Raw genomic sequence first — 26,164 nt, 5'->3', positions numbered from 1 at the left:
AAGCGGAGCCCAAGGGCTCCGCTTTTTTTATGTTTGAAGTTAACACCTTAGCACTTTTACTTATGTGTCCGGTTAGAACTGTTACCTATGAGCCCGGTCAGTACTCTTTGGTAAGATCCCTGTCTACGCAGGGATGATGAGAGGTAAGTGGTGGTAATTGCTGGACGAAGTTAGTAATTATCTTCTGACCAGCCATCGCTGTCAGACATATCTGGTGCGCCAGGAATGGTGTTCTCTTCGTCGGCCCACTCACCAAAATCAATCATTTGGCACTGCTTTGAGCAAAACGGGCGAAAAGGGCTGTCTTCGTTCCATACAACTTCAGCTTTACATTGAGGGCATGGAACAACGGTTGGTTTACTCATAGTGATTCCTGAGTGTTACTTTCAGCTGCAAACAGCTAATTCAAATTCAATATCATTAGGGTAGGCTTGACCTGATTCAAAGGCAATAAACTTCACTGCAAAGCGGTTTTTATGTCCTGAAATCATTGGGTAGACACCATACTCCATTGGAATGGTTAGACGAAGGATATTGGCTTCTTCAGCGTCACTTTGATAAAACCCAGAGCGGGCAATTTGCTTCTTAAAACGACCAGTCTCACGAGTGAGCTTCAGCCATAACTGAAGGGCATTCATAAGTGGTTTGACTGACGCTAACCAAGCTTCAGCATCATGCATACGTTTTTCAATCGGTAGATGTAACCAGTAATGCAATGACGGAAGATCGAAACAGCATGAACCACCCGGCAGTCCAAATCGTTGGCGGATTGCGCTGAGGAAGCGATCTTCTTTCAGAGATTGACCGAATCGTTCGGCCATCATTAAATCTTTATGTACACCATCTAGATCCCTTAAGATCGAGCCTAGCATTTCCTGATCGACGTCATCGACATTAAGCCATGCACGATAAGTTTGACGTTGCTTTTCAAGATCTTTAGCGAGTTCGCTTTTGAGCTGGATTTGTTCAAAGATCTCCAGTAAATCAAACAGTGATTTGAAGAAAATTTGATACTGATAATTATCTGAAAAAGACGAGGAGTGCTGAAGCTGTCTCAATAGAGATTCAACTCTTAGGTACATTCTTGTTTTTTCATTAAGAGGGTGTTCGAATCTATTTGTGATCATCTGCTAGCCTTTAAACGCTTCCCTGCTATTTTCACCGATTTTGTTCGCATAATGCTAGGTACTTTTGGTGTAATTCTGTGACTTGGGACAAAAGTTGAGCGTTATCAGTATTATTATCAATCACATCGTCAGCATGCAATAAACGAGTTTCTCGGTCTACTTGTGCTTTGAGTATAGAACGCACTTGTGACTCAGGCACCCCATCACGTGTCATTGTTCGGTAAATTTGTGTTTCTTCACAGACATCTACAACTAAAACACGGTCAGCCATAGTTTGTAGCCCATTTTCGATGAGAAGTGGAACTACGAACAGAGTATAAGGGCTGGTGGATGCATCCAGTTGTGATTGCATACGCTCTCTGATCATCGGGTGCAGCAAGTTATTTACCCAAAGCTTTTCGTCCTCGTTAGCAAAGATGCGCTCCCGAAGAGCACTGCGATTAAGAGAGCCATCTTCTTGAAGGATCCCAATACCAAAGTGTTGCGTTAAAGCGTCAAGACCTGCCGAACCTACTTCTACTACTTCTCGAGCAACAAGGTCTGCATCGACCAAATCAATAGCAAAGTTATCGTGAAAAAGGTTGGCAACGGTGGTTTTTCCGCTGGCAATACCGCCGGTAAGTCCAATAACAAATCCCATGGTTACACCCCTATATACGACTTGAGGTAGTATTGAATAATTTGCTCGCCCCACAAAGCGCTAATCCAACCAGCAATGGCGAGATAAGGGCCGAAAGGAAATGCAACATCAATCCCTTTCTTTTGCATTCGCAATTGAACGAGACCAAATAAAACCCCAACAACGGATGACATTAAGACGATCAAAGGCAAGTGTTGCCAGCCTAACCATGCTCCGAGAGCTGCCAGCAACTTAAAGTCACCGTAGCCCATGCCTTCTTTACCTGTTAGTAGTTTAAACAGCCAGAAAATGGACCATAAGCAGAGGTAGCCAGCCATGGCACCAATTACAGAATCCGTTAACGAAATTGGAGAGATACCTAATAATGCTAGTGCAATGCCCAACCACATTAGAGGTAAGGTAAGCTGGTCTGGCAACAGCATGGTATCGAAGTCAATGAAAGTGGCGCTGATAAGCACGAAGGTAAAGACGATTAACGCTAAGCTGTATTCGCTATACCCAAGTTGCCACGCTACGGTTGCACACATGGCTGCCGTCAGGAGCTCAATAAGTGGGTAACGAGCACTGATTTTATGACTGCAATGATGACACTTGCCCTTAAGTAACAACCAGCTGAGTACAGGAATATTATCGATAATTCGAATCGGTGTTTGGCATTTAGGGCATGCCGAGCGCGGCACGCTAAGGTTAAATTTATCTTCTGGAGGGGCAATTTTGTACTCAGGAAAGGCTTCGGCACATTCTTCGCGCCAACCTCGCTCCATCATTATCGGTAATCGATAAATGACGACATTCAAAAAACTGCCAACGATCAAGCCGAAGAGAGCCGCAAAAGCAGGGAAGAGCCAAGGATAATAAGAAAATGCGTCCATTCTTGAGTATGAAACCGTAAAATCAGTGAGTTATTGCCTATGTTAGCCTATTACCGACATTAAGTTAAAGATAGGTAAGTACATTGCAATCACTAACCCGCCAATTATTGTGCCAAGGAAGACAATAACCAAAGGCTCGATGATTGTTCCTAAGTTGTCTACGATGTTATCGACATCCGCCTCATAGATGCTAGCGATCTTATTGAGCATTTCATCTAACTTGCCAGTTTCTTCACCTATCATGACCATTTGCAGTACCATCTCAGGGAAAGCGAGACTGTTTCGCATTGCTAAATGAACAGGTACGCCCGCTACGACATGAGTGTGTATAGAAAAAATAGCTTGTTGAAAGTAAGCGTTCTCTGTTGTTCTTGCGCTCGCTTGTATGCCAGTGAGTATCGGTATTCCAGAACTAAAACTGGTCGCTAATGTTCGGCTAAATTTGGCAATGGTTGCTTTGGTAATGATGTCGCCAACAACGGGCAGTTTGATGGCTAATTTACTTATATATAATTCGGCAGTAGCATTTTTAAGGCTAATAAACTTAATGCTAGCAATCAATAAACCTAGAGAAGCAACGCTAACCAGTCCGTATGATTGGCTCCAGTTTGATAGCTCCAGCACCTCGGATGTGAACCAAGGTAAATTGGCATTGAACCCTTTAAACATCGATTCAAATTCAGGAATCACACTCGTGAGCATCAAATAGGTTACGGCACAAGAAACTATCAGCACCATACTTGGATATATCATGGCTTTAACGACTTTAGACTGCAGAGCATCATGTTTTTCACGATATGTTGCTAACCTATCTAACGTCACCGCAATGTTTCCGGACGATTCGCCCGTCGCAATCATATCGATATAGAAGCGGTCAAAATGTGTACTTAGTGCTTGTAGCGCTTGAGCGATAGGGACGCCACTCTCCACTCGGCTAGCGACCTGATTAAGGACCGATTTCATTTCGGCTTTGGAGTGGCTTTCAGAGATAAGCTTAAGGGCTTGAACAAGAGGAACTCTTGTCGTCAGCAAAGTAGCCAATTGCCTAGTGAATAGAGTGATGTCTTTGCGTGAAATCTTGTGGGTTAATCTGGTCCAAAACGAAATGCGATGGCGAGAAATTTTTCTGATATGGATTTGCTGCCGACCTAATTGATTTCTGACCTCCATTTCGGTTAAAGCAAGGATTTGCCCCTTTGCTTTTGCGCCAGATCGATCAACACCTCTCCAGCGGAACTTTCTTAATGGCATAGGAAGCGGGTTAGGCATAGGGGCATTCTCATTCGAAATAAAGGACACGCTGCAGTTCTTGGTAGCTTGTCAGTCCAAGAGTGAGTTTTTCAAGCCCCGCTTGTTTAAGTGTCATCATTCCTTGTGACACAGCGATGACTTCAAGATCTTGAATGCTGGCTTTCTGAAGAACGGCGGCGCTTAACTCGTTGGAAAAAACCAGCACTTCGTAAATACCGATACGACCCGAATAGCCTCTATTACATTTGCTACAACCAACATCATTGGCTTTGTAAATCCTCTGGCAGGAGGATATATCGAGACTGCGGAGCAGATCTTTACGGAGGTGATCTGGGCGCTTACATAAAGAGCACAAACGGCGAGCGAGCCGCTGCGCGATAATTAGCGAAAGTGAAGACACGATGTTGAAGCTCTCTATTCCCATATTTTGTAGCCGTGTAATGGTCTCAAGCGCGGAATTAGTGTGTAAAGTTGACAGAACTAGATGACCTGTTTGAGCCGCTTTAACCGCAATCTCTGCTGTGTCGAGATCTCGTATTTCTCCCACCATAACCACATCCGGATCTTGGCGTAAAAAAGTGCGCAAGGCTGCAGAAAAACCAAAGCCTATCTTAGGGTTAACTTGAACTTGGTTTATCCCATCTAGATGTATTTCAATAGGGTCTTCGGCAGTTGAGATATTTCGCTCTGGGGTATTAAGAAGTTTGAGTCCCGCATAGAGAGAGACGGTTTTGCCACTTCCAGTAGGCCCTGTCATTAACACCATTCCTTGAGGCTTGTGCAACGCTTGCAAGTAAAGAGCTTGTTGAGTGTCGTTATACCCTAATTGATCGATATCCAAACGGGCAGAATTTAGGTCGAGAATTCTCAGTACTACCTTTTCTCCCCACATGGTTGGCAGGGTTGATACACGGATATCCGTGGCGGAGTGGGGTGATAGTTTGAGTTTGATTCGACCATCTTGAGGAAGACGGCGCTCAGCAATATCTAGCTTAGCGAGAATCTTCAGGCGAGCAGATAGTCTGCGGCTTAATTGGATCGATGGCTGATGTGCCTCAATAAGAATACCATCACAGCGAAGTCGAATTCGGTACTGGTGTTCGTATGGCTCAAAATGAATATCGGACGCTTTCTTGCTGACGGCTTCTAATAGGATTTGGTGAATGAAACGGCTGACAGGCGAGTCATCCAGCATTAGCTCATCGCAATGCTCAAGTTCAATCTCATTCACTTGTACTAAGTTTGCCAGTTCGTGGGAGGTGAGTTCCTTAGTCTGTTGGCTCCATTGCTCTTGACCCTCTCCATAAATTTTGCGTATTGCGGCGTTTATGTCTTGATGGTTAGCCAAACCCAGTTCGATTTGTAATCCTGAGGCAAACTTAAAATCACTTTCTAACTGCGAGGGTGTGGGATCGCTGACCGCAACGGTTAGAACGTTGTCGCGCAGTGAAATAGGTAAGGCTTGGTATTGAGTTATGACGTCCCGTAAACCGAGTTGTTGGCACAAACTCGCATAGTCGTTGTCCTTTATCGACACTATTTGGAGTCCAAAAACGTCGGCTAGAACAGCAACAAGCTCTTGCGCCTGACAAAGGTTGAGCTCAGTTGCTCCTTCTGGAACAGAGCAACCAGATAGCATGGACAGGTCATATAACGCAGTTTCTTGCGTTTCATCGATGGCGTTAGCCTGTCTTAAAATAGATGGGAGAGTGGACGGGATCATTCAGGTACCGTTACTGAGACGCTTTCGGAATATTGACAGCCCTTTGGTAATACTCCGGATTCTTCCGTGGCAGTACTAATACATGCCCATCCGCCTTGAGCATTTCGTGCTAATGCCAATTTATAATTACTAACCGAAGGACTTGCGTCGGGGACTTGATCAAATGACAAAATGATATTGCCTGCACTGCTGACTCCAGCCTCGGCTTCAATGGCTTCAATAATAGCGCTGGGGAAACCTAATCGGTTTTTTAAGGCTGGTGTAGTTTCGGTATCAGGAAAGCTTCCTTGCTCAAGAGTGTACGCTTCGATATTGGTGCGAAGTCCCGATAAGGTCGCTAAAGCAGAGGCCGCCTCACTTTTTCCAATGTATTTTTGATATTGCGGTAGAGCGACAGCGGCGAGTACACCGATAACGGCAACCACAATCATCAGTTCGATTAAGGTAAACCCTTTTTGGTTAATTCCTTGGTGCATAGTGATTCCTCAGAGACGTAAAGCTTGAACATTAGAGGCATCACAGCTGACGTTGAAGCGACTAGATAAGCACTTACGAGGAGGCGTGGATAATTAAAAGCAGACTTGCAAAAAATGAGAATGGTGTTGCGGAGCAAGTGGCGATTTCGGGTGTAGAACTCTGGATTGGGTAATGCTGGAAATAAAAAAGCGAAGCTCAAATAGGCTTCGCTTTAGTAAGATTCTCTCATTGAGAAATAGACTAGTCTTTAAATCTCATCGACAAGTCCATTGCTTTCAAGTGCTTGGTCAAAGCACCCACAGAAATATAATCAACGCCAGTTTCCGCAAACTCAGCGATGGTGTCCATAGTGACATTTCCTGAGTTTTCTAAAGCAGCACGGCCAGCGTTAATCTCAACCGCCTTGCGCATCATGTCGGTGCTGAAGTTATCGAGCATAATGATATCCGCTCCTGCATCGATGGCTTGTTGCAGCTCTTCTAGAGATTCCGTTTCGACCTCAACTGGTTTGCCTGGATTAAGCTGTTTCGCAGTTTCAATAGCTTTAGTGATACCACCACAGGCAATGATGTGGTTTTCTTTAATTAAGTAAGCGTCAAATACGCCAATGCGGTGATTAAAGCCACCACCACAAGCGACAGCATACTTCAACGCACTGCGCAGGCCAGGAATGGTTTTACGTGTATCTAACAGTCGGCACTCGGTATGCGCAATTTTCTCAGCGTACTGCGCAACCACGCTGGCGCAGCCAGACAGAGTTTGGATGAAGTTCATAGCGTTACGTTCGCCGGTAAGCAAGACTCTCGCAGGGCCTGTTAGTGTGCAAAGCACTTGATTCGGTTCCACCTTGTCACCATCTTGGACATGCCATTCAATGACGACTTCACCACCAAGTTGCTTAAAGACTTCATCAGCCCACATTTGGCCACAGAACACACCGTGCTCACGAGTAATAATCGTTGCAACATTCTGAGTCTCAGCCGGAATTAAACTTGCAGTGATATCCGCTGTGGCATCTAGTGTACCACCGAGGTCTTCGCGTAGTGTATCTGCCACGGCACGAGAGATTTCTGCTGGTAGTTGCTGCTTAAGATATTCGAGGCGTTCTTGACTGTTATGTGTGTTCTTCATCGCTAAAACTGTCTTTGTGGGGTAACAAAGTGCGCATGATACTCTTGCTTGTGCGGAATTTCAGCATCAATTCTCGCATTTTCTTTGTTGTCGGATAAAATCATAACGACATAGAGGTAGATGGAGTCTAGATGTATGCGCAGTAGCAATACAAATGAAGGTAAACAAAGCTTGGAGCTTATTGATGCTCAAGGGTGGTATTGTCATGCGCGAATTGTCCCATCTCCTCACTATGATGTCCGAACAGACACTAGTGATATATCACTACTGGTTATTCATAACATCAGCTTACCGCCAGGCCAGTTTGGTGGCTCTTACATCGAAGACTTTTTCCTAGGCAAGCTCGACTCGTCAATTCACCCTTTCTTCAAAGTGATTGAGAACATGCGAGTATCTGCGCACTGTTTGATCCGACGTGATGGAGAAGTGGTCCAGTTTGTGCCATTTCTTGCTCGAGCCTGGCACGCAGGAGTATCGAGTTTTGCTGGCCGAGAGAAGTGCAATGATTACTCGATCGGTATTGAGCTTGAAGGGTCGGACTATGTGGCTTACACCGATGAACAGTACCTCAGTCTGCAGCGCCTAAGTAGTGCCTTGATTCAATCGTATCCATTAATTACTCAACCACGTATCACTGGGCATCAATATATTGCCCCGCTGAGAAAGAGTGATCCCGGTCTTGTTTTTGACTGGGCTCGATTTAGAAAATCATTGTCATAAAAAACCATTGTTCAATTACTGAGCGGTTGGGTTTTGCTGCAGATTTATTTTGTTATTCAAATTATTAATAACCCGGCCTTGGGTTATTCCTTCCTTTATTGATATTGGTCAAGTTTCCATGTCCGACAAAATGATTCCTTTGTTGTTGATTTATAAGTGTTTTTATAGCACGTAATTTGCCCGATAAGTTTCTTGTATGTAATTGGTCTGACCATGAGTGTTGATGTTTTAATCTATAAATGTTTCAGAATGGTTAATGCAAGGCCGGTTCTATGATTTGAATCAATTTTTCACTAGACATCGGTGTTTTAAATGTGTTAATTTTTACGCCAATTTGAAATTGGTAATACCAATTAACTTCGAAAGAAAAGTAGAATAATAAATATGGCTTATCAAAGGATTCGTCAGCCGAAACTTTCTGATGTGATTGAACAGGAATTGGAACGCTTGATTGTTGAAGGGACACTTTCAGCAGGTCAACAGCTTCCACCTGAACGAGAGCTGGCTAAACAGTTTGATGTTTCTCGACCTTCTATTCGAGAAGCGATTCAGCGCTTAGAAGCGAAGAAACTACTTACCCGCCGCCAAGGTGGAGGTACGTTTGTGAGCGAAAATATTTGGAAAAGTTTCTCGGATCCGTTGCTAGACCTTCTATCTTCCCATAATGAAACGCAGCTTGACTTGCTCGAAGCACGTCATGCTATGGAAGGGATTTCTGCTTATTTCGCAGCATTGCGTGGTACCGATGAAGATTTTGCTCAAATTGAAAATTGCTTAGGCACTATTCGTAAAGTACAAGAAACCGATGACATCGAAGCAGAAGCTGCAGCGGTCATGGCTTTTCTTGTTGCGTTAACTGAAGCCGCACACAATGTTGTTTTGCTTCATATCGTGCGAAGCCTAGCACCACTGCTAGAGCAAAATGTTTTACAGAATTTAAAGTTATTGCACCGCCGAAGTGAAGTGGTGGAGAAAGTCAGTAAACACCGAGCTAATATCGTGGAAGCGATTGTTTCTGGAAAGCCTGAAAAGGCACGTGAAATGTCTCATTCACACTTAGCTTATATCGAAGAAACATTGTTGGATTTGACTAGAGAAGAGTCTCGACGTGAGCGCTCTTTAAGACGAATTCAACAAGATAGTGATTCTTAAAACTAGAAACGCTTACTTTTATTAAGTAGATCCAACCAACAGAAGGAAAGATCGCCATGTCTGACATGAAGCATGACGTAGATGCACTGGAAACTCAAGATTGGCTACAAGCACTTGAGTCCGTTGTTCGCGAAGAAGGTGTAGAACGCGCGCAGTTCCTACTAGAAACAGTTCTAGAGAAAGCACGTTTAGACGGCGTTGATATGCCAACAGGTATCAACACTAACTACATCAACACTATTCCAGCAGCACAAGAACCAGCTTACCCTGGTGATACCACGCTTGAGCGTCGTATTCGTTCGATTATTCGCTGGAACGCAATCATGATCGTATTGCGTGCTTCTAAGAAAGACCTAGACCTTGGTGGTCACATGGCTTCTTACCAGTCTGCAGCAGCATTCTATGAAGTGTGCTTCAACCACTTCTTCCGTGCTCCTAACGAAACAGACGGTGGCGATCTAGTTTATTATCAAGGTCATATCTCACCAGGTATCTACTCTCGCGCATTCGTTGAAGGTCGTCTAACTGAAGAGCAGCTAGATAACTTCCGTCAAGAAGTAGACGGTAAAGGTATTCCTTCATACCCACACCCTAAACTGATGCCTGAGTTCTGGCAGTTCCCAACAGTATCTATGGGTCTAGGTCCAATTTCTTCGATCTACCAAGCGCGTTTCCTTAAGTACCTAAATGGTCGCGGCCTTAAAGACACTTCAGCTCAACGTGTTTACGCCTTCCTAGGTGATGGTGAGATGGATGAGCCAGAATCACGTGGTTCACTGTCTTTCGCTGCGCGTGAGAAACTAGATAACCTATGCTTCCTAATCAACTGTAACCTTCAGCGCCTAGATGGTCCTGTAATGGGTAACGGTAGCATCATCCAAGAGCTAGAAGGTCTATTTAAAGGCGCTGGCTGGAACGTTGTTAAAGTTATCTGGGGTAACAACTGGGATGCACTACTGGCGAAAGATACGTCAGGCAAACTACTACAGCTAATGAACGAAACTGTAGATGGTGACTACCAAACATTTAAGTCTAAAGATGGCGCGTACGTACGTGAGCACTTCTTTGGCAAGTACCCAGAAACAGCAGCACTTGTTGCTGACATGACAGATGACGAAATCTTCGCGCTTAAGCGTGGTGGCCACGATTCTTCTAAGCTGTATGCAGCGTATAAAAACGCGGCAGAAACTAAAGGCCGTCCTACAGTAATCCTAGCTAAGACAGTTAAAGGTTACGGTATGGGTGATGCAGCTGAAGGTAAGAACATCGCACACCAAGTTAAGAAGATGGACATGACTCACGTACTACACCTACGTGACCGTCTAGGTCTTCAAGACATTCTAACTGATGAGAAAGTAGCAGAGCTTCCATACCTAAAACTGGAAGAAGGTAGTGCGGAATACGAATACCTACACGCTCGTCGTAAAGCACTTAAAGGTTACACGCCACAGCGTCTACCTATGTTCACTCAAGAATTTAAAGTTCCTGAGCTAGAAGAATTCGCGCCGCTACTAAGCGAGCAGAAGCGTGACATCTCAACTACAATGGCATACGTTCGTACGCTTAATATCCTGCTTAAGAACAAGAACATTGGTAAGAACGTTGTTCCTATCATCTGTGACGAAGCTCGTACGTTTGGTATGGAAGGTCTATTCCGTCAGATTGGTATCTACAACCCACACGGTCAGGAATACACACCAGAAGATAAAGGCATCGTTTCTTACTACAAAGAAGCAACCTCTGGTCAGGTTCTGCAAGAAGGTATCAACGAGCTAGGCTCAATGGCTTCTTGGGTTGCCGCTGCAACTTCATACAGCACTAACGATCTACCAATGATTCCGTTCTATATCTACTACTCAATGTTTGGTTTCCAACGTGTAGGTGATATGGCATGGATGGCAGGTGACCAACAAGCTCGTGGTTTCCTACTAGGTGCTACAGCTGGCCGTACAACACTAAATGGTGAAGGTCTACAGCACGAAGATGGTCACTCGCACATCATGGCGAACACAGTACCTAACTGTATCTCTTACGACCCAACATTCGCTTACGAAGTTGCGGTAATTATGCAAGACGGTATCCGTCGCATGTACGGTGAGAACCAAGAGAACGTGTTCTACTACCTAACTGTGATGAACGAAAACTACGCAATGCCAGCAATGCCAGAAGGCGCTGAAGAAGGCATCCGTAAGGGTATTTACAAGCTTGAATCTTACGCTGGTGATAAGTCTAAAGTTCAGCTAATGGGCTCTGGTACTATCATGAACGAAGTACGTAAAGCAGCGACTATCCTAAGCGAAGAGTACGGCATCGCATCTGACGTGTTCTCTGTAACATCGTTCAACGAGCTAACTCGAGATGGTCAAGACGCAGAGCGTTTCAACATGCTTCACCCAGAAGCAGAAGCTAAAGTACCTTACATTGCACAAGTAATGGGTACTGAGCCTGCAATCGCCGCGACTGACTACATGAAGAACTACTCTGAGCAAGTTCGTGCGTTCATGCCTTCAGAGTCATATAAAGTACTTGGTACAGATGGTTACGGCCGTTCAGACAGCCGTGAAAACCTACGTCGTCACTTCGAAGTTAACGCAGGCTACGTGGTAGTTGCAGCACTAACTGAACTAGCGAAGCGCGGTGATGTTGAGAAGTCTGTTGTGACTGAAGCAATTGCTAAGTTCAACATCGACACTGAAAAAACTAACCCACTTTACGCTTAATACAGCGCTTAATTAGAAGGTAAATAAGCAATGGCAATCGAAATTAATGTACCTGACATCGGTGCGGATGAGGTTGAAGTTACTGAGATTCTTGTAAGCGTTGGCGACAAGGTAGAAGAAGAGCAGTCTCTTATCACTGTTGAAGGCGACAAAGCTTCTATGGAAGTTCCAGCGTCTCAAGCAGGTATCGTTAAAGAAATCAAAGTAGCTGAAGGCGATTCTGTTACTACAGGGTCTCTTATCATGATTTTCGAAGCCGAAGGTGCAGCTGACGCTGCACCTGCTCCTGCGGCAGAAGCGGCTCCAGCAGCGGCGGCTGAACTTAAAGAAGTTCACGTTCCAGATATTGGTGGCGATGAAGTTGAAGTGACTGAAATCATGGTTGCAGTTGGCGACAGCATCGAAGAAGAGCAATCTCTTCTAACGGTTGAAGGCGACAAAGCATCAATGGAAGTACCAGCACCATTCGCTGGTACTGTTAAAGAGATCAAAATCGCTACTGGTGATTCAGTATCTACTGGCTCTCTAGTGATGGTATTTGAAGTGGCCGGCACTTCGGTATCAGGCTCTGGCGCTCCAGCGGCAATTGAAGCTCCAGTGGCAGCGGCTCCAGCAGCGTCTGCGGCGAAAGAAGTAAACGTTCCAGATATCGGCGGTGACGAAGTTGAAGTTACTGAAGTAATGGTAGCGGTTGGCGACACAGTAGAAGAAGAGCAATCTCTAATTACTGTGGAAGGCGACAAGGCTTCAATGGAAGTTCCAGCACCATTTGCAGGTACAGTAAAAGAAATCAAAATTGCAGCTGGCGATAAAGTAACGACTGGCTCTCTAATCATGGTATTTGAGGTGGCCGGCACTCCGGCTCCAGTAGCGGCTCCTGCTCAAGCGGCAGCACCTGCTCCAGCACCAAAAGCTGAAGCTTCAGCAGCTGCACCTGCAGCAAACGATTTCCAAGAAAACAACGATTATGCACACGCGTCTCCAGTTGTTCGTCGTCTAGCTCGCGAATTTGGCGTTAACCTTTCTAAGGTTAAAGGTACTGGTCGTAAGAGCCGTATCCTTAAAGAAGACGTTCAGTCTTACGTTAAAGATGCACTTAAGCGTCTTGAGTCTGGTGCTGCGGCATCTGGCAAAGGCGGTGACGGCTCTGCTCTTGGTTTACTACCTTGGCCGAAGGTTGACTTCAGCAAGTTTGGTGAGACTGAAGTTCAGAAGCTTTCTAAGATCAAGAAGATCTCTGGTGCTAACCTACACCGTAACTGGGTAATGATCCCGCACGTTACACAGTGGGATAACGCTGATATCACAGCCCTAGAAGCGTTCCGTAAAGAGCAAAACGCTATCGAAGCGAAGAAAGATTCAGGCATGAAGATCACTCCACTTGTGTTCATCATGAAAGCTGTTGCAAAAGCACTAGAAGCATTCCCTGCGTTTAACTCTTCTCTATCAGAAGATGGCGAGAGCATCATTCTTAAGAAGTACGTGAACGTTGGTATCGCGGTTGATACGCCAAACGGCCTTGTTGTTCCAGTATTCAAAGATGTAAACAAGAAAGGCATCTACGAGCTATCTGAAGAGCTAATGGTAATTTCTAAGAAAGCACGTGCAGGTAAATTAACTGCGGCTGACATGCAAGGTGGCTGTTTCACTATCTCAAGCCTAGGTGGCATCGGTGGTACAGCATTTACGCCTATCGTAAATGCGCCTGAAGTAGGTATCCTTGGTGTATCTAAGTCTGAAATGAAGCCTGTGTGGAACGGTAAAGAATTCGAACCACGTCTGCAGCTACCTCTGTCTCTATCATACGATCACCGTGTGATTGATGGTGCAGAAGGTGCACGTTTCATTACTTATCTAAACAGCTGCCTAAGCGATATTCGTCGCCTAGTACTGTAAGATAACTTTCCCACTCTCGCTCCCCCTAATCAAAGGGGAGCGAGTGAGGGGAAAACAAATTAATACAACATTTCCAACGTGAATTGTTGTCTAGCTCACAGGCTAAATTGATTTACTTTTCACACCATTAACATCTCTGTAAAATGTTGGCGGTCTGAAATCATAATTGTTTAAGTTATTTGTTTAATAGAACGTCTGTTTAAAACGAAGTCTAAGCATATAAAAATCAATACCCACTCAGCCTGTTAGGGATAATGACTACAAGAGGTCAAAATGAGCAAAGAAATTAAAGCCCAGGTGGTAGTACTTGGTGCCGGTCCTGCTGGTTACTCCGCTGCATTCCGTTGTGCCGATTTAGGCCTAGAAACCGTTCTTATTGAACGTTATAGCACGCTTGGCGGTGTGTGTCTGAATGTGGGTTGTATCCCATCTAAAGCACTACTTCACGTTGCTAAAGTTATCGAAGAAGCAAAAGCGCTTGCTGACCACGGTATCGTATTTGGTGAGCCACAGACTGACATCGATAAGATTCGTCTATGGAAAGAAAAAGTTATTAACCAACTTACTGGTGGTCTTGGCGGTATGGCTAAGATGCGTAAAGTAAATGTGGTTAATGGTTTCGGTAAGTTTACTGGTCCTAACTCAATTGAAGTTGAAGGCGAAGACGGTAAAACGGTTGTTAACTTCGACAACGCCATTGTAGCTGCGGGTTCACGCCCTATTAAATTGCCATTCATCCCGCATGAAGACCCACGTATTTGGGATTCTACTGATGCGCTAGAGCTTAAAGAAGTACCAGGAAAACTGCTTATCATGGGCGGTGGTATCATCGGTCTAGAAATGGCGACGGTATATCACTCTCTGGGTTCTCAGATTGATGTTGTAGAAATGTTTGACCAACTTATCCCAGCTGCGGACAAAGATATGGTTAAAGTCTACACCAAGCGTATTAAGAACAAGTTCAACTTGATGCTTGAGACCAAGGTAACGGCAGTTGAAGCTAAAGAAGACGGCATCTACGTTTCAATGGAAGGTAAGAAAGCACCTTCTGAAGCTGAGCGTTACGATGCAGTGCTTGTGGCCATCGGCCGTGTACCAAACGGCAAACTGCTTGATGCAGAAAAAGCGGGTATTGAAGTAGACGAGCGTGGTTTTATCAATGTTGATAAGCAAATGCGCACAAACGTTCCTCACATCCATGCAATCGGTGATATCGTTGGTCAACCAATGCTTGCTCACAAAGGTGTGCATGAAGGTCACGTAGCGGCAGAGGTTATCTCTGGTAAGAAGCACTACTTTGACCCGAAAGTGATTCCTTCAATTGCTTACACTGAGCCAGAAGTCGCTTGGGTTGGTAAGACTGAGAAAGAAGCGAAAGCAGAAGGCATCAACTACGAAACGGCGACATTCCCATGGGCAGCGTCAGGTCGTGCAATCGCATCTGATTGCGCAGACGGTATGACTAAGCTTATCTTCGATAAAGATACTCATCGCGTAATTGGTGGTGCTATCGTGGGTACTAACGGTGGTGAACTGCTTGGTGAAATCGGTCTAGCGATCGAGATGGGTTGTGATGCAGAAGATATCGCATTGACTATCCACGCTCACCCAACGCTTCACGAATCTGTTGGTCTTGCAGCAGAAGTATTTGAAGGCACTATCACTGACCTTCCAAATGCAAAAGCGAAGAAAAAGAAATAATTTCTGAGTGAAGACAAAAACGGCCAGTATCATACTGGCCGTTTTTTTATAGATACTATTTAAAATCAAACCCTTAAGCATTTGTGCTCAAGGGCTGTTTTTTAGTGGCGGCTATCTTTCTCGTAGATGCAAACCATATCCATATAGCAGTCGGTCAACGACTTAATGGATTCACCATCACTACTGCGATTAGCTTCAACAAACAGTGAATAGCAAATACCGTGGAATAGGCTAGTAAGATGCTTAGTGTTGTGTTGAGAGCAGACTTCGCCACGTTCAATGGCTTTAATGAACATGTTTTCAATCAGTGCTTGGCTAGTTTTGTTCGATGAAACAAACAATGGCCAAACCTCATCGCGCGTAGATGTACTCCATTCAAACCATACCTTATTCCAGTGACAGTCTTCGATCACCATATCCACCACACCATCAAGAATGTTGGTTAGGTTTTCCTTTTATGTCGACATCAAGGTCAATGGTATTTGATAAGAAGTTGGAATACTGACAGACGACGTGGTTAAGTACTTCATCAACCAAGTCTTCTCGTGTTGGGAAGTAGTTGAATACCGTTGCGACTGAAACTTGTGCAATTTCTGCGATATCCGCGTGACCTCCACGACCAATGCCGCGTTTCGCGAATACTTCTAGTGCAATCTCCATAAGCTGTAACTTACGCTTTTGTGGAGATAAGCGAGTTCTAGGTCTTTTTACTATTGAGTCCATAATATTTCCTTGCCAACGTTGGTAGGGCTGGTAACTCTATGAGTACGTCCAACTGCGCCCTGTTTGTTATACAGAGTCAGAGATTTGGTCCAATATGAAAGCTGTTATACACAATAACTGGCATATTAATGTTAGTTTTTGGTTAACAATTTCCATTTTGGAAATCACATGCTCTATTTTTTCTTTTGTTTGATAAGTGTAATGGTGCATATGTGCTTTGGTCAATAGTCATACACTGATAATTTTCATAATTAGCATTAATTTACCTGCATATCACACTTTGCGCTGAAAGCGTCATATTCTTTCAACACTATGCGTTAACAAAGATTCGTTCTGGTTTATACCAACAGAGTAATTTGACGCCAGATTTTCGCCTGATTTTTATCCTGAGTCATAAAGTGATACCATACCGCGCAAATGTGAACGCTTGGTATTTCTTCACCAAAATAGTGTTGTCTGTTTTAGGAGGGGACTCACAGCTAGTGTTGCTGTGGTGACCAAGTTAACCAATCAACATCGAGATAGATATGAAACATACTGTTGAAGTCATGATTTCTGAGCAAGAAGTTCATGAGCGTGTAAAAGTGCTAGGTAAAGAAATTACTGAACACTACAAAGGTAGCGAAGATTTAGTTATGGTCGGCTTGCTACGTGGCTCTTTTGTCTTTATGGCGGATTTGGCTCGTGCCATCGAGCTTACTCACTCAGTAGACTTTATGACGGCATCAAGCTATGGCAATACCATGGAAAGCTCACGTGATGTGCGCATCCTGAAAGATCTTGATGATGATATTAAAGGTAAAGATATTCTGCTGGTGGAAGATATTATCGATACTGGTAATACCTTAAATAAAGTGAAAGAGATTTTATCGCTACGTGAACCAAAATCTATTCAGATTTGTACCTTGCTAGACAAGCCATCACGCCGTGAAGTCGATGTCGATGTTAAATGGATTGGCTTCGAAATCCCGGATGAGTTCGTAGTGGGTGTTGGTATCGATTACGCTCAGAAATATCGTCACTTACCATACATCGGTAAAGTGGTACCTCAGGAATAAATCTGGTCGTACAAACATAAAAAATGCCCATCTCTGTGAGATGGGCATTTTTCTAAATACTGAATTATTTTAGTACTTCGGTACTCAAAATTTTCGACATGGCAGCTTGGTAATTTACTTCAAGACTCTCTCTGCTTGAACAGCGAACACCGAGATCTTGCAACTTACCATCACCAATGCCATAGACCACACCATGAACTTCAACTTCTTGGCCGCGTTCCCAAGCGTTTTGCATAATGGTTGAGTTACCTAGGTTATACACCTGCTCAGCAACGTTAATCTCACAAAGCTTGTCACCCCACATGTCGCGTGGCAATTCACCGAGCCAGTTACGATGCTTTAAGTACAAATCGCGGATATGTAGAAGCCAGTTGTTAATGAGCCCAAGCTGTGGGTTATCAATAGCAGCATTCACGCCACCACAGCCATAGTGACCACAAACGATGATGTGTTTGACTTTTAGCACATCTACCGCGTATTGCACTACAGATAGGCAGTTAAGATCGGTATGAATGACTTGGTTGGCAACATTACGGTGAACAAAGAGTTCGCCTGAATATAACCCCGTTAGACGCTCTGCTGGTACTCGGCTATCGGAGCAACCAATCCAAAGGAATCCAGGGTTTTGGCCTTCCTCTAGCTTTGCGAAATACTCTGGTCTTTCGGAGCGAATTTCTTCAGACCACTTTGAATTGTTGTCAAAGAGTTGTTTGATTTCCGGCATGATACTTCCCTTCAATAATTCGAGATACTATACACAATGTTACAAATTGAATCTCGAAAAAAAAGTATCAAAATGTACTCATCTGACGTGTTCATGTACCTAAAATCAGTGACTTAACGATTCAGTGAAAAAAACTTATATCTTATGAAAATTGAATGGCCCTTATTAGTTATTAACTTATTGTCACATTTGTTAAGGTGAGGCAATTTTTTGGTTATTTTCAAGGATAGTAATGAAGTTAGGACGTCGTTTTGAAGATATAAACCTTAAAGGGGATGTATTTGGCGGGGTAACCACCGCGATTATCTCATTGCCACTGGCGTTGGCGTTTGGTGTGGCATCTGGAGCAGGCGCAGAAGCCGGGCTGTGGGGCGCAATCATGGTGGGGCTGTTTGCCTCTCTATTTGGCGGTTCTTCTAGCCTTATTTCCGAACCGACAGGCCCTATGACGGTCATCATGACAGCGGTATTGACAGCAATGATGGCTAAGTACCCGGAAACGGGGATGGCGATGACCTTCACTGTCGTTATGATGGCGGGTATTTTTCAAATCTTGCTTGGTACGTTAAAACTCGGAAAATACGTTACCTTGATGCCATACAGTGTTGTCTCGGGGTTCATGTCGGGAATTGGTGTGATCTTGGTGATTCTTCAACTGGCGCCACTATTGGGACAAGCCGCGCCAACGGGCGGCGTTATTGGGACAATCAAGGCATTACCTGAACTGCTGACCCATATCGACTTTTCGGAATTATTCCTTGGGCTACTGACGTTAGCGATTCTATTTCTGTTCCCTAAAAAATACCGTCAACATATTCCTCCGCAGCTTGTGGCGCTGGTGTTAGTCACAGTGATATCTATGCTGTTTTTCAGTAGTGAGAGTATTCGCAGAATTGGCGAGATTCCAGCAGGTTTGCCTTCTTTAGTCATACCGCATTTTAACGCCGAAATGCTGACTACCATGCTTATCGATGCGCTTGTACTCGGCACATTAGGCTGTATTGATACTTTATTAACGGCGGTTATCGGTGACTCTCTAACTCGTAAAGAGCATGACTCAGATAAGGAGCTGCGCGGCCAAGGGTTAGCCAACCTCATCGCAGGTTTGTTTGGGGCTTTACCGGGAGCGGGTGCGACGATGGGGACGGTGACCAATATCCAAGTAGGGGCTCGCTCTCCATTGTCTGGAGTGGTGCGGGCATTGGTGTTGGCGCTGGTGGTACTGGTAGCAAGTGGTTTAACTGAACCTATTCCAATGGCAGTGTTGGCAGGCATTGCTGTTTATGTCGGTTTTAACATACTGGATTGGAGCTTTATTCAGCGAGCACATAAGGTGAGTTTGGCCGGTATGGCGATCATGTACGGTGTTATGCTGCTGACTGTATTTGTAGATCTTATCGTTGCCGTAGGCCTTGGTGTGTTTATCTCGAATATCATCATTATCGAAAGATTGAGCCGTGAGCAAGCTCGTCAGGTAAAAGCGATCAGTGATGCTGATGACGACGATGTGCCGTTAAGTGAATATGAGCGAGAGTTGCTGGAACAAACCCAAGGTAAGGTACTGTTTTTCTACTTATCTGGGCCAATGATTTTTAGTGTTTCTAAAGCAATTTCAAGACAACACTCAAGTATTGCCGATTATCAAGCGATGATACTCGACCTTACCGATGTTCCTATGATCGACGTAACGGTTGGTCTTGCTCTAGAAAATGCCATCAAGGATGCCAAAGACGCAGAGTGTCAGGTGTACTTGTTATGTCCAAATACGCAAACTCGACAGCAATTGGATAAATTCCACGTTATTGACCTTGTTCCGGATGGCAATATCTATCAGCAGCGAGAACACGCATTGGATGCCGCATATAAGGCAACGGCTTAAAAGGGATAAAAAGCGAGTACTAACATACTCGTTTTTTTATAGCCAATTTATCACCACCACTTGAAAAATTGAGCCATCATCATCATGTGTAAGGGTATATTCAAACTTTTCGATATCATTGGAAATATCAAATTATTCCAATGATGCATTCTTCGGTGCAAATTATGATCGCATTAGAAATTGAGCAGTTAAGAAAGACCTATGCGGGTGGCTTTGAAGCGCTAAAAGGGGTGAGTCTTCAAGTTGAGCAGGGAGACTTTTATGCTTTGCTTGGGCCTAATGGTGCGGGTAAATCCACCACCATCGGTATCATTACGTCTCTAGTCAACAAAACATCGGGCAAGGTCTCGGTGTTTGGTCACGATATTGATAATGAACTTGAACTGGCGAAGCAACAACTTGGTCTGGTGCCACAAGAGTTCAACTTTAACCAGTTCGAAACCGTTGAGCAGATTGTTCTTCAGCAAGCAGGGTATTACGGTGTTGCTAAGGATGTGGCGAAGCAACGCGCGCAAAAATACCTCTCTCAGCTAGACCTTTGGGAAAAGCGTAGCGAGCGAGCACGAAACCTATCCGGAGGAATGAAGCGTCGACTTATGATTGCTCGCGCTCTAATGCATGAGCCCAAACTACTCATTCTTGATGAACCGACTGCTGGGGTTGATATTGAACTTCGTCGTTCAATGTGGGATTTCCTTAAAGAGATTAATCGACAAGGCATCACCATTATTCTGACAACTCACTACCTTGAAGAAGCGGAACTGCTTTGTCGCAACATCGGTATTATCCAACGCGGTGAGCTGATTGAGAACACATCGATGAAAGCTTTGCTTAATAAGCTGGATGTAGAAACGTTTATTCTCGATATTGACGCAAGCGTTGATATTCCTGAGCTACAAGGGGTTAAATCGCAAAATGTGGTGAATGGCTCTTTGGAGATAGAGATTGAGAAAACTCAGGGGTTAAACCACATTTTCACTCAACTTTCCGAGGCTGGTATTAAAGTGCTGTCAATGAGGAACAAAGCCAATCGACTTGAAGAGTTATTTGTTTCTATTGTGCGTAATCAAACGGAGGCAAACTGATGAATTTGTACGGTTTGTATTGGACGGCATTTAAAAGCCTTCTGACGAAAGAAATTAATCGCTTTACTCGAATTTGGGTACAAACCCTAGTACCGCCAGCGATTACCATGACACTTTACTTCATCATCTTCGGTAGTCTGATTGGTTCTCGAATCGGTGAAATGAACGGCTTCAGTTACATGGAATATATTGTTCCTGGCCTTATCATGATGTCGGTGATTACTAACTCGTATTCGAATGTTGCTTCGTCCTTCTTTAGTGCCAAATTTCAGCGTAATATTGAAGAGCTTCTTGTCGCACCTGTTCCCAATTACGTCATCATTGCTGGTTTTGTCATGGGCGGTGTTGTACGTGGCTTATTGGTTGGCACGATAGTGACTTTTGTCTCACTGTTTTTTGTTGATTTACAAGTTGAACATTGGGCAGTAATTATCGCGACTGTGTTTATGACGTCGGTGGTGTTCTCACTCGGTGGTCTTATTAATGCGGTGTATGCCAAGACCTTTGATGATATATCGATTATTCCCACTTTTGTTTTGACACCGCTGACATATCTAGGCGGTGTGTTTTATTCCATTAGCCTGCTTCCTGAGTTCTGGCAAGGTGTATCCAAAATCAATCCAATCGTTTATATGGTCAATGCTTTCCGTTACGGTTTCTTAGGTGTGTCGGATGTAGGGATTGTGACATCTTTTGGCGTACTCTTGGTGTTTATCGTGGTACTTTATGGAGTAGCCCATCATTTGGTGACTAAGGGTATTGGCCTTAGAAGCTAGAGCAAGATTCTAGCGTAATACACTGATATGTGATCAATGAAGTGGTAGCGGTAGCTGCCACTTTTTGTTTCAGTCGAGACAAGGACGACAAATGCAACTGCCTGCCGAATTACAACACGATGCTCAATCAGCGTTTGAGCGAATTCAACAAGCCTATTCTGACCTATCCCATTGGACTCCAGAGCGACAACAACAGCTAAAGTATGTCATGGCGATGAGCTGTTTCGTGGAAGAGTCACTACTGAAAGATGAAGGGCTGTTCGCGGAGCTACCTGACATGCTATCGCAGCAGAGTAGAGCTGAGGATTATCGGGTGCGATTGGCTACTCAACTTGAGGCTTGTGCTAGCGAAACGGAAGGTCATCGTGTTCTACGTCGATTCCGAAATCGTGAAATGACATATATCGCGTGGCGCGATTTTACTAGTGACTGGAGCCTAGAACAAAGCCTGCACCATCTTTCCATGTTAGCTGAAGCGATGATCTTTGAGACTTATCAATGGCAATATAAAGCGTGCTGCTTGGAATGGGGTACACCTTGCAACGCAGAGGGTGAAGCGCAGCCAATGTTGATTATCGGTATGGGGAAGCTCGGTGGCGGTGAGCTGAATTTCTCATCGGATATCGATCTCATTTTCACTTATCCAGAAAACGGTGAAACACAGGGGACGCGTCGCTCAATTGCTAATGCTCAATTCTTTACACGCCTAGGGCAGCGAATCATCAAAGCACTTGATCAGCAGACGTTTGATGGCTTTTGTTACCGAGTGGATATGAGATTACGCCCATTTGGTGAGAGTGGACCATTGGTGATGAGTTATGCGGCACTGGAAGATTACTATCAAGAGCAAGGTCGTGATTGGGAACGCTATGCGATGGTGAAAGCGCGTGTAATGGGCAGTGAGATGTATCCACAATACCAAGAGCTGCGTAAAATGCTGCGCCCTTTTGTGTTCCGCCGTTATATCGATTTTAGTGCCATCCAGTCATTAAGGCGCATGAAATCGATGATTAGTAGCGAAGTTCGCAGACGCGGATTAGGAAATAATATTAAGCTCGGACCAGGCGGTATTCGTGAAGTGGAATTTATCGCTCAAGTGTTTCAGCTTATTCGTGGAGGACGTGAACCGAGTTTAAGAGGTCGAGGGTTACTGGAAACGCTTGATGCAATCGACACTCTGTCTCTACTAGAGTCAGAAAATGTCCAGCAGCTGCGTTCGGCTTATTGTTTCTTGCGTCGGTTGGAAAACCTATTGCAAGCCATGGCCGATAAGCAGACTCAGACACTACCTGATAAGCCATGCGACCAGCTCAAATTAGCGTGTGCGATGCAATTTGAAAGCTGGTCTGCTATGATTCAAGCAACTGAGTTGCATATGCTAAATGTACATCAGGTGTTTGCTAACTTGATTGGCGAAGATGAGGACGAAGAAGACGCGAACCCAATCGCTAAGCACTTCCATGAGTTATGGGATATGGCGGATCGACCAGAAGTGATCGAACACTTGCTAGAGCATGATCTTCATGTGGAGAATCCAGCCAACAAACAGAAAACCATTCAGCAGTTTAAAGCGGATCTTGCCAAGAAAACACTAGGCCCTCGTGGGCGTGAAGTACTTAATCGATTGATGCCTAAAGTCTTTAGTGCCATTTATGCCCATAAAGATGCAGAGTTTGGTTTATCGCGAGTGCTGCATGTTCTGCATCGTATTGTGACTCGAACGACTTACCTTGAGCTATTGGATGAGCACCCAGCCGCACTTGTGCAGTTAGTGAGGCTCTGTACGGCAAGTCCAATGATCTCGGAACAGCTTGGACGTTATCCGATCTTGCTTGATGAGTTGCTTGATCCTGCGCATCTCTACAACCCAGTACCTCTTGAGTCCTATAAGACCGAACTACGGGATTATCTAGCTCGTATTCCAGAAGAGGATATGGAGCAGCAGATGGAGGCGCTGCGTCAGTTTAAACAGACCTGTATTCTGAGAATAGCGGCCGCCGATATTGCAGGCGTACTGCCTGTTATGAAAGTAAGTGATCATTTAACGTATTTGGCTGAAGCTATTGTAGAGGCGGGCATAAACCAAGCTTGGCAGCAAATGGCGGCTAAATATGGTGAACCAACACACTTGAAAGATCGTGGCAGCAAAGGTTTTGCCGTGATTGGCTACGGTAAAGTAGGGGGTTGGGAGCTAGGTTACAACTCTGATCTGGATATTGTGTTTATGCATGATTGTCCGGTAAGCGCGTACACCGACGGAAAAAAGGATATCGACGGTCGTCAGTTCTATCTTCGTTTAGCACAGCGCATTATCCACATATTCTCAACCAGAACAGCATCGGGAATTCTGTATGAAGTGGATACTAGACTGCGTCCTTCCGGCGCGTCTGGACTGTTAGTGAGTCCGACTGACGCCTTTGATGAATACCAGCATAATGATGCTTGGACGTGGGAGCATCAAGCTTTGGTCAGAGCACGTATGATATACGGTGATGCATTTCTGCAACACGCATTTGAAAACACCCGCGATGACGTCCTTCGGACCGCTCGTGATGAATTGACATTGAAACAGCAAGTGGTCGATATGCGAGAAAAAATGCGCGACCATTTAGGGGGTAAAAAAGCGGGTCGATTTATGCTTAAACAAGATGCTGGGGGTATTACTGATATTGAATTTTTAGCCCAGTATTTGGTGTTGCAATACAGTCATGACAAGCCAAAGCTGACACGCTGGTCGGATAATGTGCGTATATTTGAGTCAATGATGTCACAAGGTGTGATGGAAGAAGAGCAAGCGATGGCACTTACTCACGCCTACACCACATTGCGTGATGAAATTCATCATCGTAACTTGCTCAACTTAGACGCGGATGTTGACGATAGTAAGTTTACTCAAGAGAAAGCCATCGTCGTTGAAGCATGGAAACAGTGGCTAGGGTAATTCTTGCTTCAGCTTGGTATTGAAACGAAGAGTTGTGCTACTATCCATTCAATGGCTTAGCCAAAAGATTTAAGACAAGAGGGCATAATTAAGCCCTCTTACATCATATTGGAGTACAGAAATGAAACCCATCCTACCGAATTACAGCGACTCTGGCGTATTGATTGTCGGTGACCTTATGTTAGACCGTTACTGGTATGGTCCGACAGGGCGTATTTCTCCAGAAGCCCCAGTTCCTGTAGTAAAAGTAGAAAATAACGAAGAACGTCCAGGTGGCGCTGCCAACGTTGCTATGAATATCGCTTCGCTAGGTGGTCATGCACATACTATTGGACTTGTTGGTATGGATGAACCAGCAAAAGTACTGACTGAAACACTGACGTCGTTGAAAGTAACTTGTGATTTTGTTGCATTACCTAACTACCCAACTATCACCAAACTTCGTGTTTTGAGCCGAGGGCAGCAACTGATTCGTTTGGACTTTGAAGATAAGTTCGAGAATACCGATCCTGAGCTTGTACTCGCAAAGATGGATCAAGCGTTACCAAACGTGAAGTCTGTGGTGCTATCCGATTATGCCAAAGGTGCACTAGAGCATGTTCAAGCGTATATCCAGAAAGCGAAAGCCGCAGGTGTTCCTGTATTTATCGACCCTAAAGGGGCTGATTTCGAACGCTATCGCGGCGCAACATTGCTAACACCAAACATGGCGGAATTTGAGCATGTTGTAGGCAAAGTGAAAAGCGAAGAAGAGCTTATCGAGCAAGGTAATGCGCTAATTAAAGAGTTCGACTTTGAAGCATTATTGGTGACACGTAGTGAGCATGGTATGACTTTACTTCGTAAAGATCAGGAACCGTTCCATTTGCCAACACAAGCGAAAGAAGTGTATGACGTTACCGGTGCGGGTGATACGGTTATCTCTGTATTGGCTGCATCAGTAGCAGCAGGTAAACCGCTTGATGAGGCGTGCGCGTTGGCTAATGCAGCAGCTGGAGTGGTTGTTGGTAAGCTTGGTACATCAACACTATCTACTATTGAACTTGCTGAAGCGGTTCACGGTAGTCAAGATACTGATTTCGGTGTGATTAGTGAAGCTGCGTTGATTGAAGCGGTAGCGAAAGCGCGCTCTAAAGGTGAAACCGTCGTGATGACGAATGGTTGCTTTGACATTCTTCACGCAGGACATGTGTCTTATCTAAACCACGCTGCTGAACTGGGTGATCGCTTAATTGTTGCTGTGAACACAGATGAATCTGTTCGAGCGTTAAAAGGACCAGGTCGTCCGGTTAATCCAACTGATCGCCGTATGGCTGTTCTTGCTGGTCTAGGGGCTGTTGATTGGGTTGTACCATTCTCTGAAGAAACGCCACAACGCTTGATCTCAGAAGTGCTACCAAGTCTGCTTGTTAAAGGCGGTGACTATAAGCCAGAAGAGATTGCAGGTGGTAAAGAGGTAATCGCGGCTGGTGGTGAAGTAAAAGTACTGAACTTTGAAGATGGCTGTTCAACGACCGAGATCATTGAAGCTATCAAAGGTGGCCGAGGTTAATCCTTCCGTCAGCATA

Annotated in this window: 20 protein-coding genes and 1 pseudogene; 11 read left to right on the top strand and 10 right to left on the bottom strand. The window is 44.6% G+C overall.

The annotated features are described in order from the left end of the window. Positions 1–170: 170 nt before the first annotated feature. The 8 genes from yacG to nadC form a co-directional block, all read right to left on the bottom strand. Positions 171–365: a DNA gyrase inhibitor YacG gene (gene yacG, locus HOP38_RS14385; protein ID WP_006074419.1), complete on the bottom strand. Its 195-nt coding sequence runs from the start codon at positions 363–365 to the stop codon at positions 171–173. A 21-nt stretch (positions 366–386) separates the two neighbouring features. Continuing rightward, positions 387–1,127 (bottom strand): cell division protein ZapD, encoded by a 741-nt coding sequence (zapD, locus tag HOP38_RS14380; RefSeq protein WP_031494891.1) that lies wholly within the window; start codon positions 1,125–1,127, stop codon positions 387–389. A 31-nt stretch (positions 1,128–1,158) separates the two neighbouring features. After that, complete coding sequence (gene coaE, locus HOP38_RS14375; protein WP_088876263.1) at positions 1,159–1,767, bottom strand: dephospho-CoA kinase; 609 nt, start codon at positions 1,765–1,767, stop codon at positions 1,159–1,161. 2 nt (positions 1,768–1,769) lie between these two features. Next, positions 1,770–2,639: a prepilin peptidase gene (locus HOP38_RS14370; RefSeq protein WP_198558339.1), complete on the bottom strand. Its 870-nt coding sequence runs from the start codon at positions 2,637–2,639 to the stop codon at positions 1,770–1,772. A 42-nt stretch (positions 2,640–2,681) separates the two neighbouring features. Next, complete coding sequence (locus HOP38_RS14365) at positions 2,682–3,908, bottom strand: type II secretion system F family protein (protein ID WP_038224317.1); 1,227 nt, start codon at positions 3,906–3,908, stop codon at positions 2,682–2,684. A 10-nt stretch (positions 3,909–3,918) separates the two neighbouring features. Further along, positions 3,919–5,610 carry a type IV-A pilus assembly ATPase PilB gene (gene pilB, locus HOP38_RS14360; RefSeq protein WP_198558355.1) on the bottom strand — a complete coding sequence of 564 codons (1,692 nt, stop codon included), beginning with the start codon at positions 5,608–5,610 and terminating at the stop codon, positions 3,919–3,921. Continuing rightward, positions 5,610–6,089, bottom strand: coding sequence for a pilin (locus tag HOP38_RS14355; RefSeq protein ID WP_198558338.1), 480 nt, complete (start codon positions 6,087–6,089; stop codon positions 5,610–5,612). The genes pilB and HOP38_RS14355 overlap by 1 nt, the downstream gene beginning before the upstream one ends. 241 nt (positions 6,090–6,330) lie before the next feature. Beyond that, entirely contained in the window at positions 6,331–7,221 is an 891-nt protein-coding gene (gene nadC / locus HOP38_RS14350) for a carboxylating nicotinate-nucleotide diphosphorylase (RefSeq protein WP_006074430.1), read from the bottom strand. Positions 7,222–7,356: 135 nt separating this feature from the next. On the opposite strand from nadC, the gene ampD reads away from it, so the two are divergent. The 5 genes from ampD (at position 7,357) to lpdA (ending at position 15,410) form a co-directional block, all read left to right on the top strand. Continuing rightward, the gene (gene ampD, locus HOP38_RS14345; protein WP_006074431.1) at positions 7,357–7,941 is read left to right on the top strand and encodes a 1,6-anhydro-N-acetylmuramyl-L-alanine amidase AmpD; all 585 of its coding nucleotides are present in this window, start codon (positions 7,357–7,359) and stop codon (positions 7,939–7,941) included. A gap of 384 nt (positions 7,942–8,325) precedes the next feature. Next, positions 8,326–9,093, top strand: coding sequence for a pyruvate dehydrogenase complex transcriptional repressor PdhR (pdhR, locus tag HOP38_RS14340; protein WP_006074432.1), 768 nt, complete (start codon positions 8,326–8,328; stop codon positions 9,091–9,093). A gap of 56 nt (positions 9,094–9,149) precedes the next feature. Then, entirely contained in the window at positions 9,150–11,813 is a 2,664-nt protein-coding gene (aceE, locus tag HOP38_RS14335; RefSeq protein ID WP_198558337.1) for a pyruvate dehydrogenase (acetyl-transferring), homodimeric type, read from the top strand. 30 nt (positions 11,814–11,843) lie between these two features. Next, positions 11,844–13,709: a pyruvate dehydrogenase complex dihydrolipoyllysine-residue acetyltransferase gene (aceF, locus tag HOP38_RS14330; RefSeq protein WP_198558336.1), complete on the top strand. Its 1,866-nt coding sequence runs from the start codon at positions 11,844–11,846 to the stop codon at positions 13,707–13,709. A gap of 273 nt (positions 13,710–13,982) precedes the next feature. Next, positions 13,983–15,410 (top strand): dihydrolipoyl dehydrogenase, encoded by a 1,428-nt coding sequence (gene lpdA, locus HOP38_RS14325; RefSeq protein WP_006074435.1) that lies wholly within the window; start codon positions 13,983–13,985, stop codon positions 15,408–15,410. A gap of 101 nt (positions 15,411–15,511) precedes the next feature. Here the strand turns inward: lpdA and HOP38_RS14320 are convergent. Next, positions 15,512–16,133 (bottom strand): annotated as a pseudogene (locus HOP38_RS14320) (LuxR/HapR/OpaR family quorum-sensing transcriptional regulator). A 527-nt stretch (positions 16,134–16,660) separates the two neighbouring features. Between HOP38_RS14320 and hpt the strand changes: the two are divergent. Then, complete coding sequence (gene hpt, locus HOP38_RS14315; RefSeq protein WP_006074437.1) at positions 16,661–17,191, top strand: hypoxanthine phosphoribosyltransferase; 531 nt, start codon at positions 16,661–16,663, stop codon at positions 17,189–17,191. Positions 17,192–17,255: 64 nt separating this feature from the next. Here hpt and can read toward each other — a convergent pair whose 3' ends face one another. Next, a complete protein-coding gene (can, locus tag HOP38_RS14310) occupies positions 17,256–17,915 on the bottom strand; it encodes a carbonate dehydratase (protein WP_006074438.1) in 660 nt (219 codons plus the stop codon). A 232-nt stretch (positions 17,916–18,147) separates the two neighbouring features. Here can and HOP38_RS14305 point away from each other — a divergent pair, with 232 nt between their 5' ends. The 5 genes from HOP38_RS14305 to hldE all read left to right on the top strand — a co-directional run bounded on the left by HOP38_RS14305 (position 18,148) and on the right by hldE (position 26,148). Beyond that, entirely contained in the window at positions 18,148–19,794 is a 1,647-nt protein-coding gene (locus HOP38_RS14305; RefSeq protein WP_088876255.1) for a SulP family inorganic anion transporter, read from the top strand. A gap of 164 nt (positions 19,795–19,958) precedes the next feature. Then, complete coding sequence (locus tag HOP38_RS14300; RefSeq protein WP_038223002.1) at positions 19,959–20,879, top strand: ABC transporter ATP-binding protein; 921 nt, start codon at positions 19,959–19,961, stop codon at positions 20,877–20,879. A 5-nt stretch (positions 20,880–20,884) separates the two neighbouring features. Next, on the top strand, positions 20,885–21,655 hold the full coding sequence (locus HOP38_RS14295) for an ABC transporter permease (protein WP_006074443.1): 771 nt from the start codon (positions 20,885–20,887) through the stop codon (positions 21,653–21,655). Positions 21,656–21,746: 91 nt separating this feature from the next. Further along, positions 21,747–24,596, top strand: coding sequence for a bifunctional [glutamate--ammonia ligase]-adenylyl-L-tyrosine phosphorylase/[glutamate--ammonia-ligase] adenylyltransferase (gene glnE, locus HOP38_RS14290; protein ID WP_198558335.1), 2,850 nt, complete (start codon positions 21,747–21,749; stop codon positions 24,594–24,596). A gap of 121 nt (positions 24,597–24,717) precedes the next feature. Next, complete coding sequence (gene hldE, locus HOP38_RS14285; protein WP_198558334.1) at positions 24,718–26,148, top strand: bifunctional D-glycero-beta-D-manno-heptose-7-phosphate kinase/D-glycero-beta-D-manno-heptose 1-phosphate adenylyltransferase HldE; 1,431 nt, start codon at positions 24,718–24,720, stop codon at positions 26,146–26,148. The last annotated feature ends 16 nt before the right edge of the window (positions 26,149–26,164 follow it).

The sequence above is a fragment of the Vibrio mediterranei genome (assembly GCF_013364395.1).
Classification (GTDB): Bacteria; Pseudomonadota; Gammaproteobacteria; order Enterobacterales; family Vibrionaceae; genus Vibrio; species Vibrio mediterranei.
This window is presented reverse-complemented; position numbering and strand designations above follow the sequence as displayed.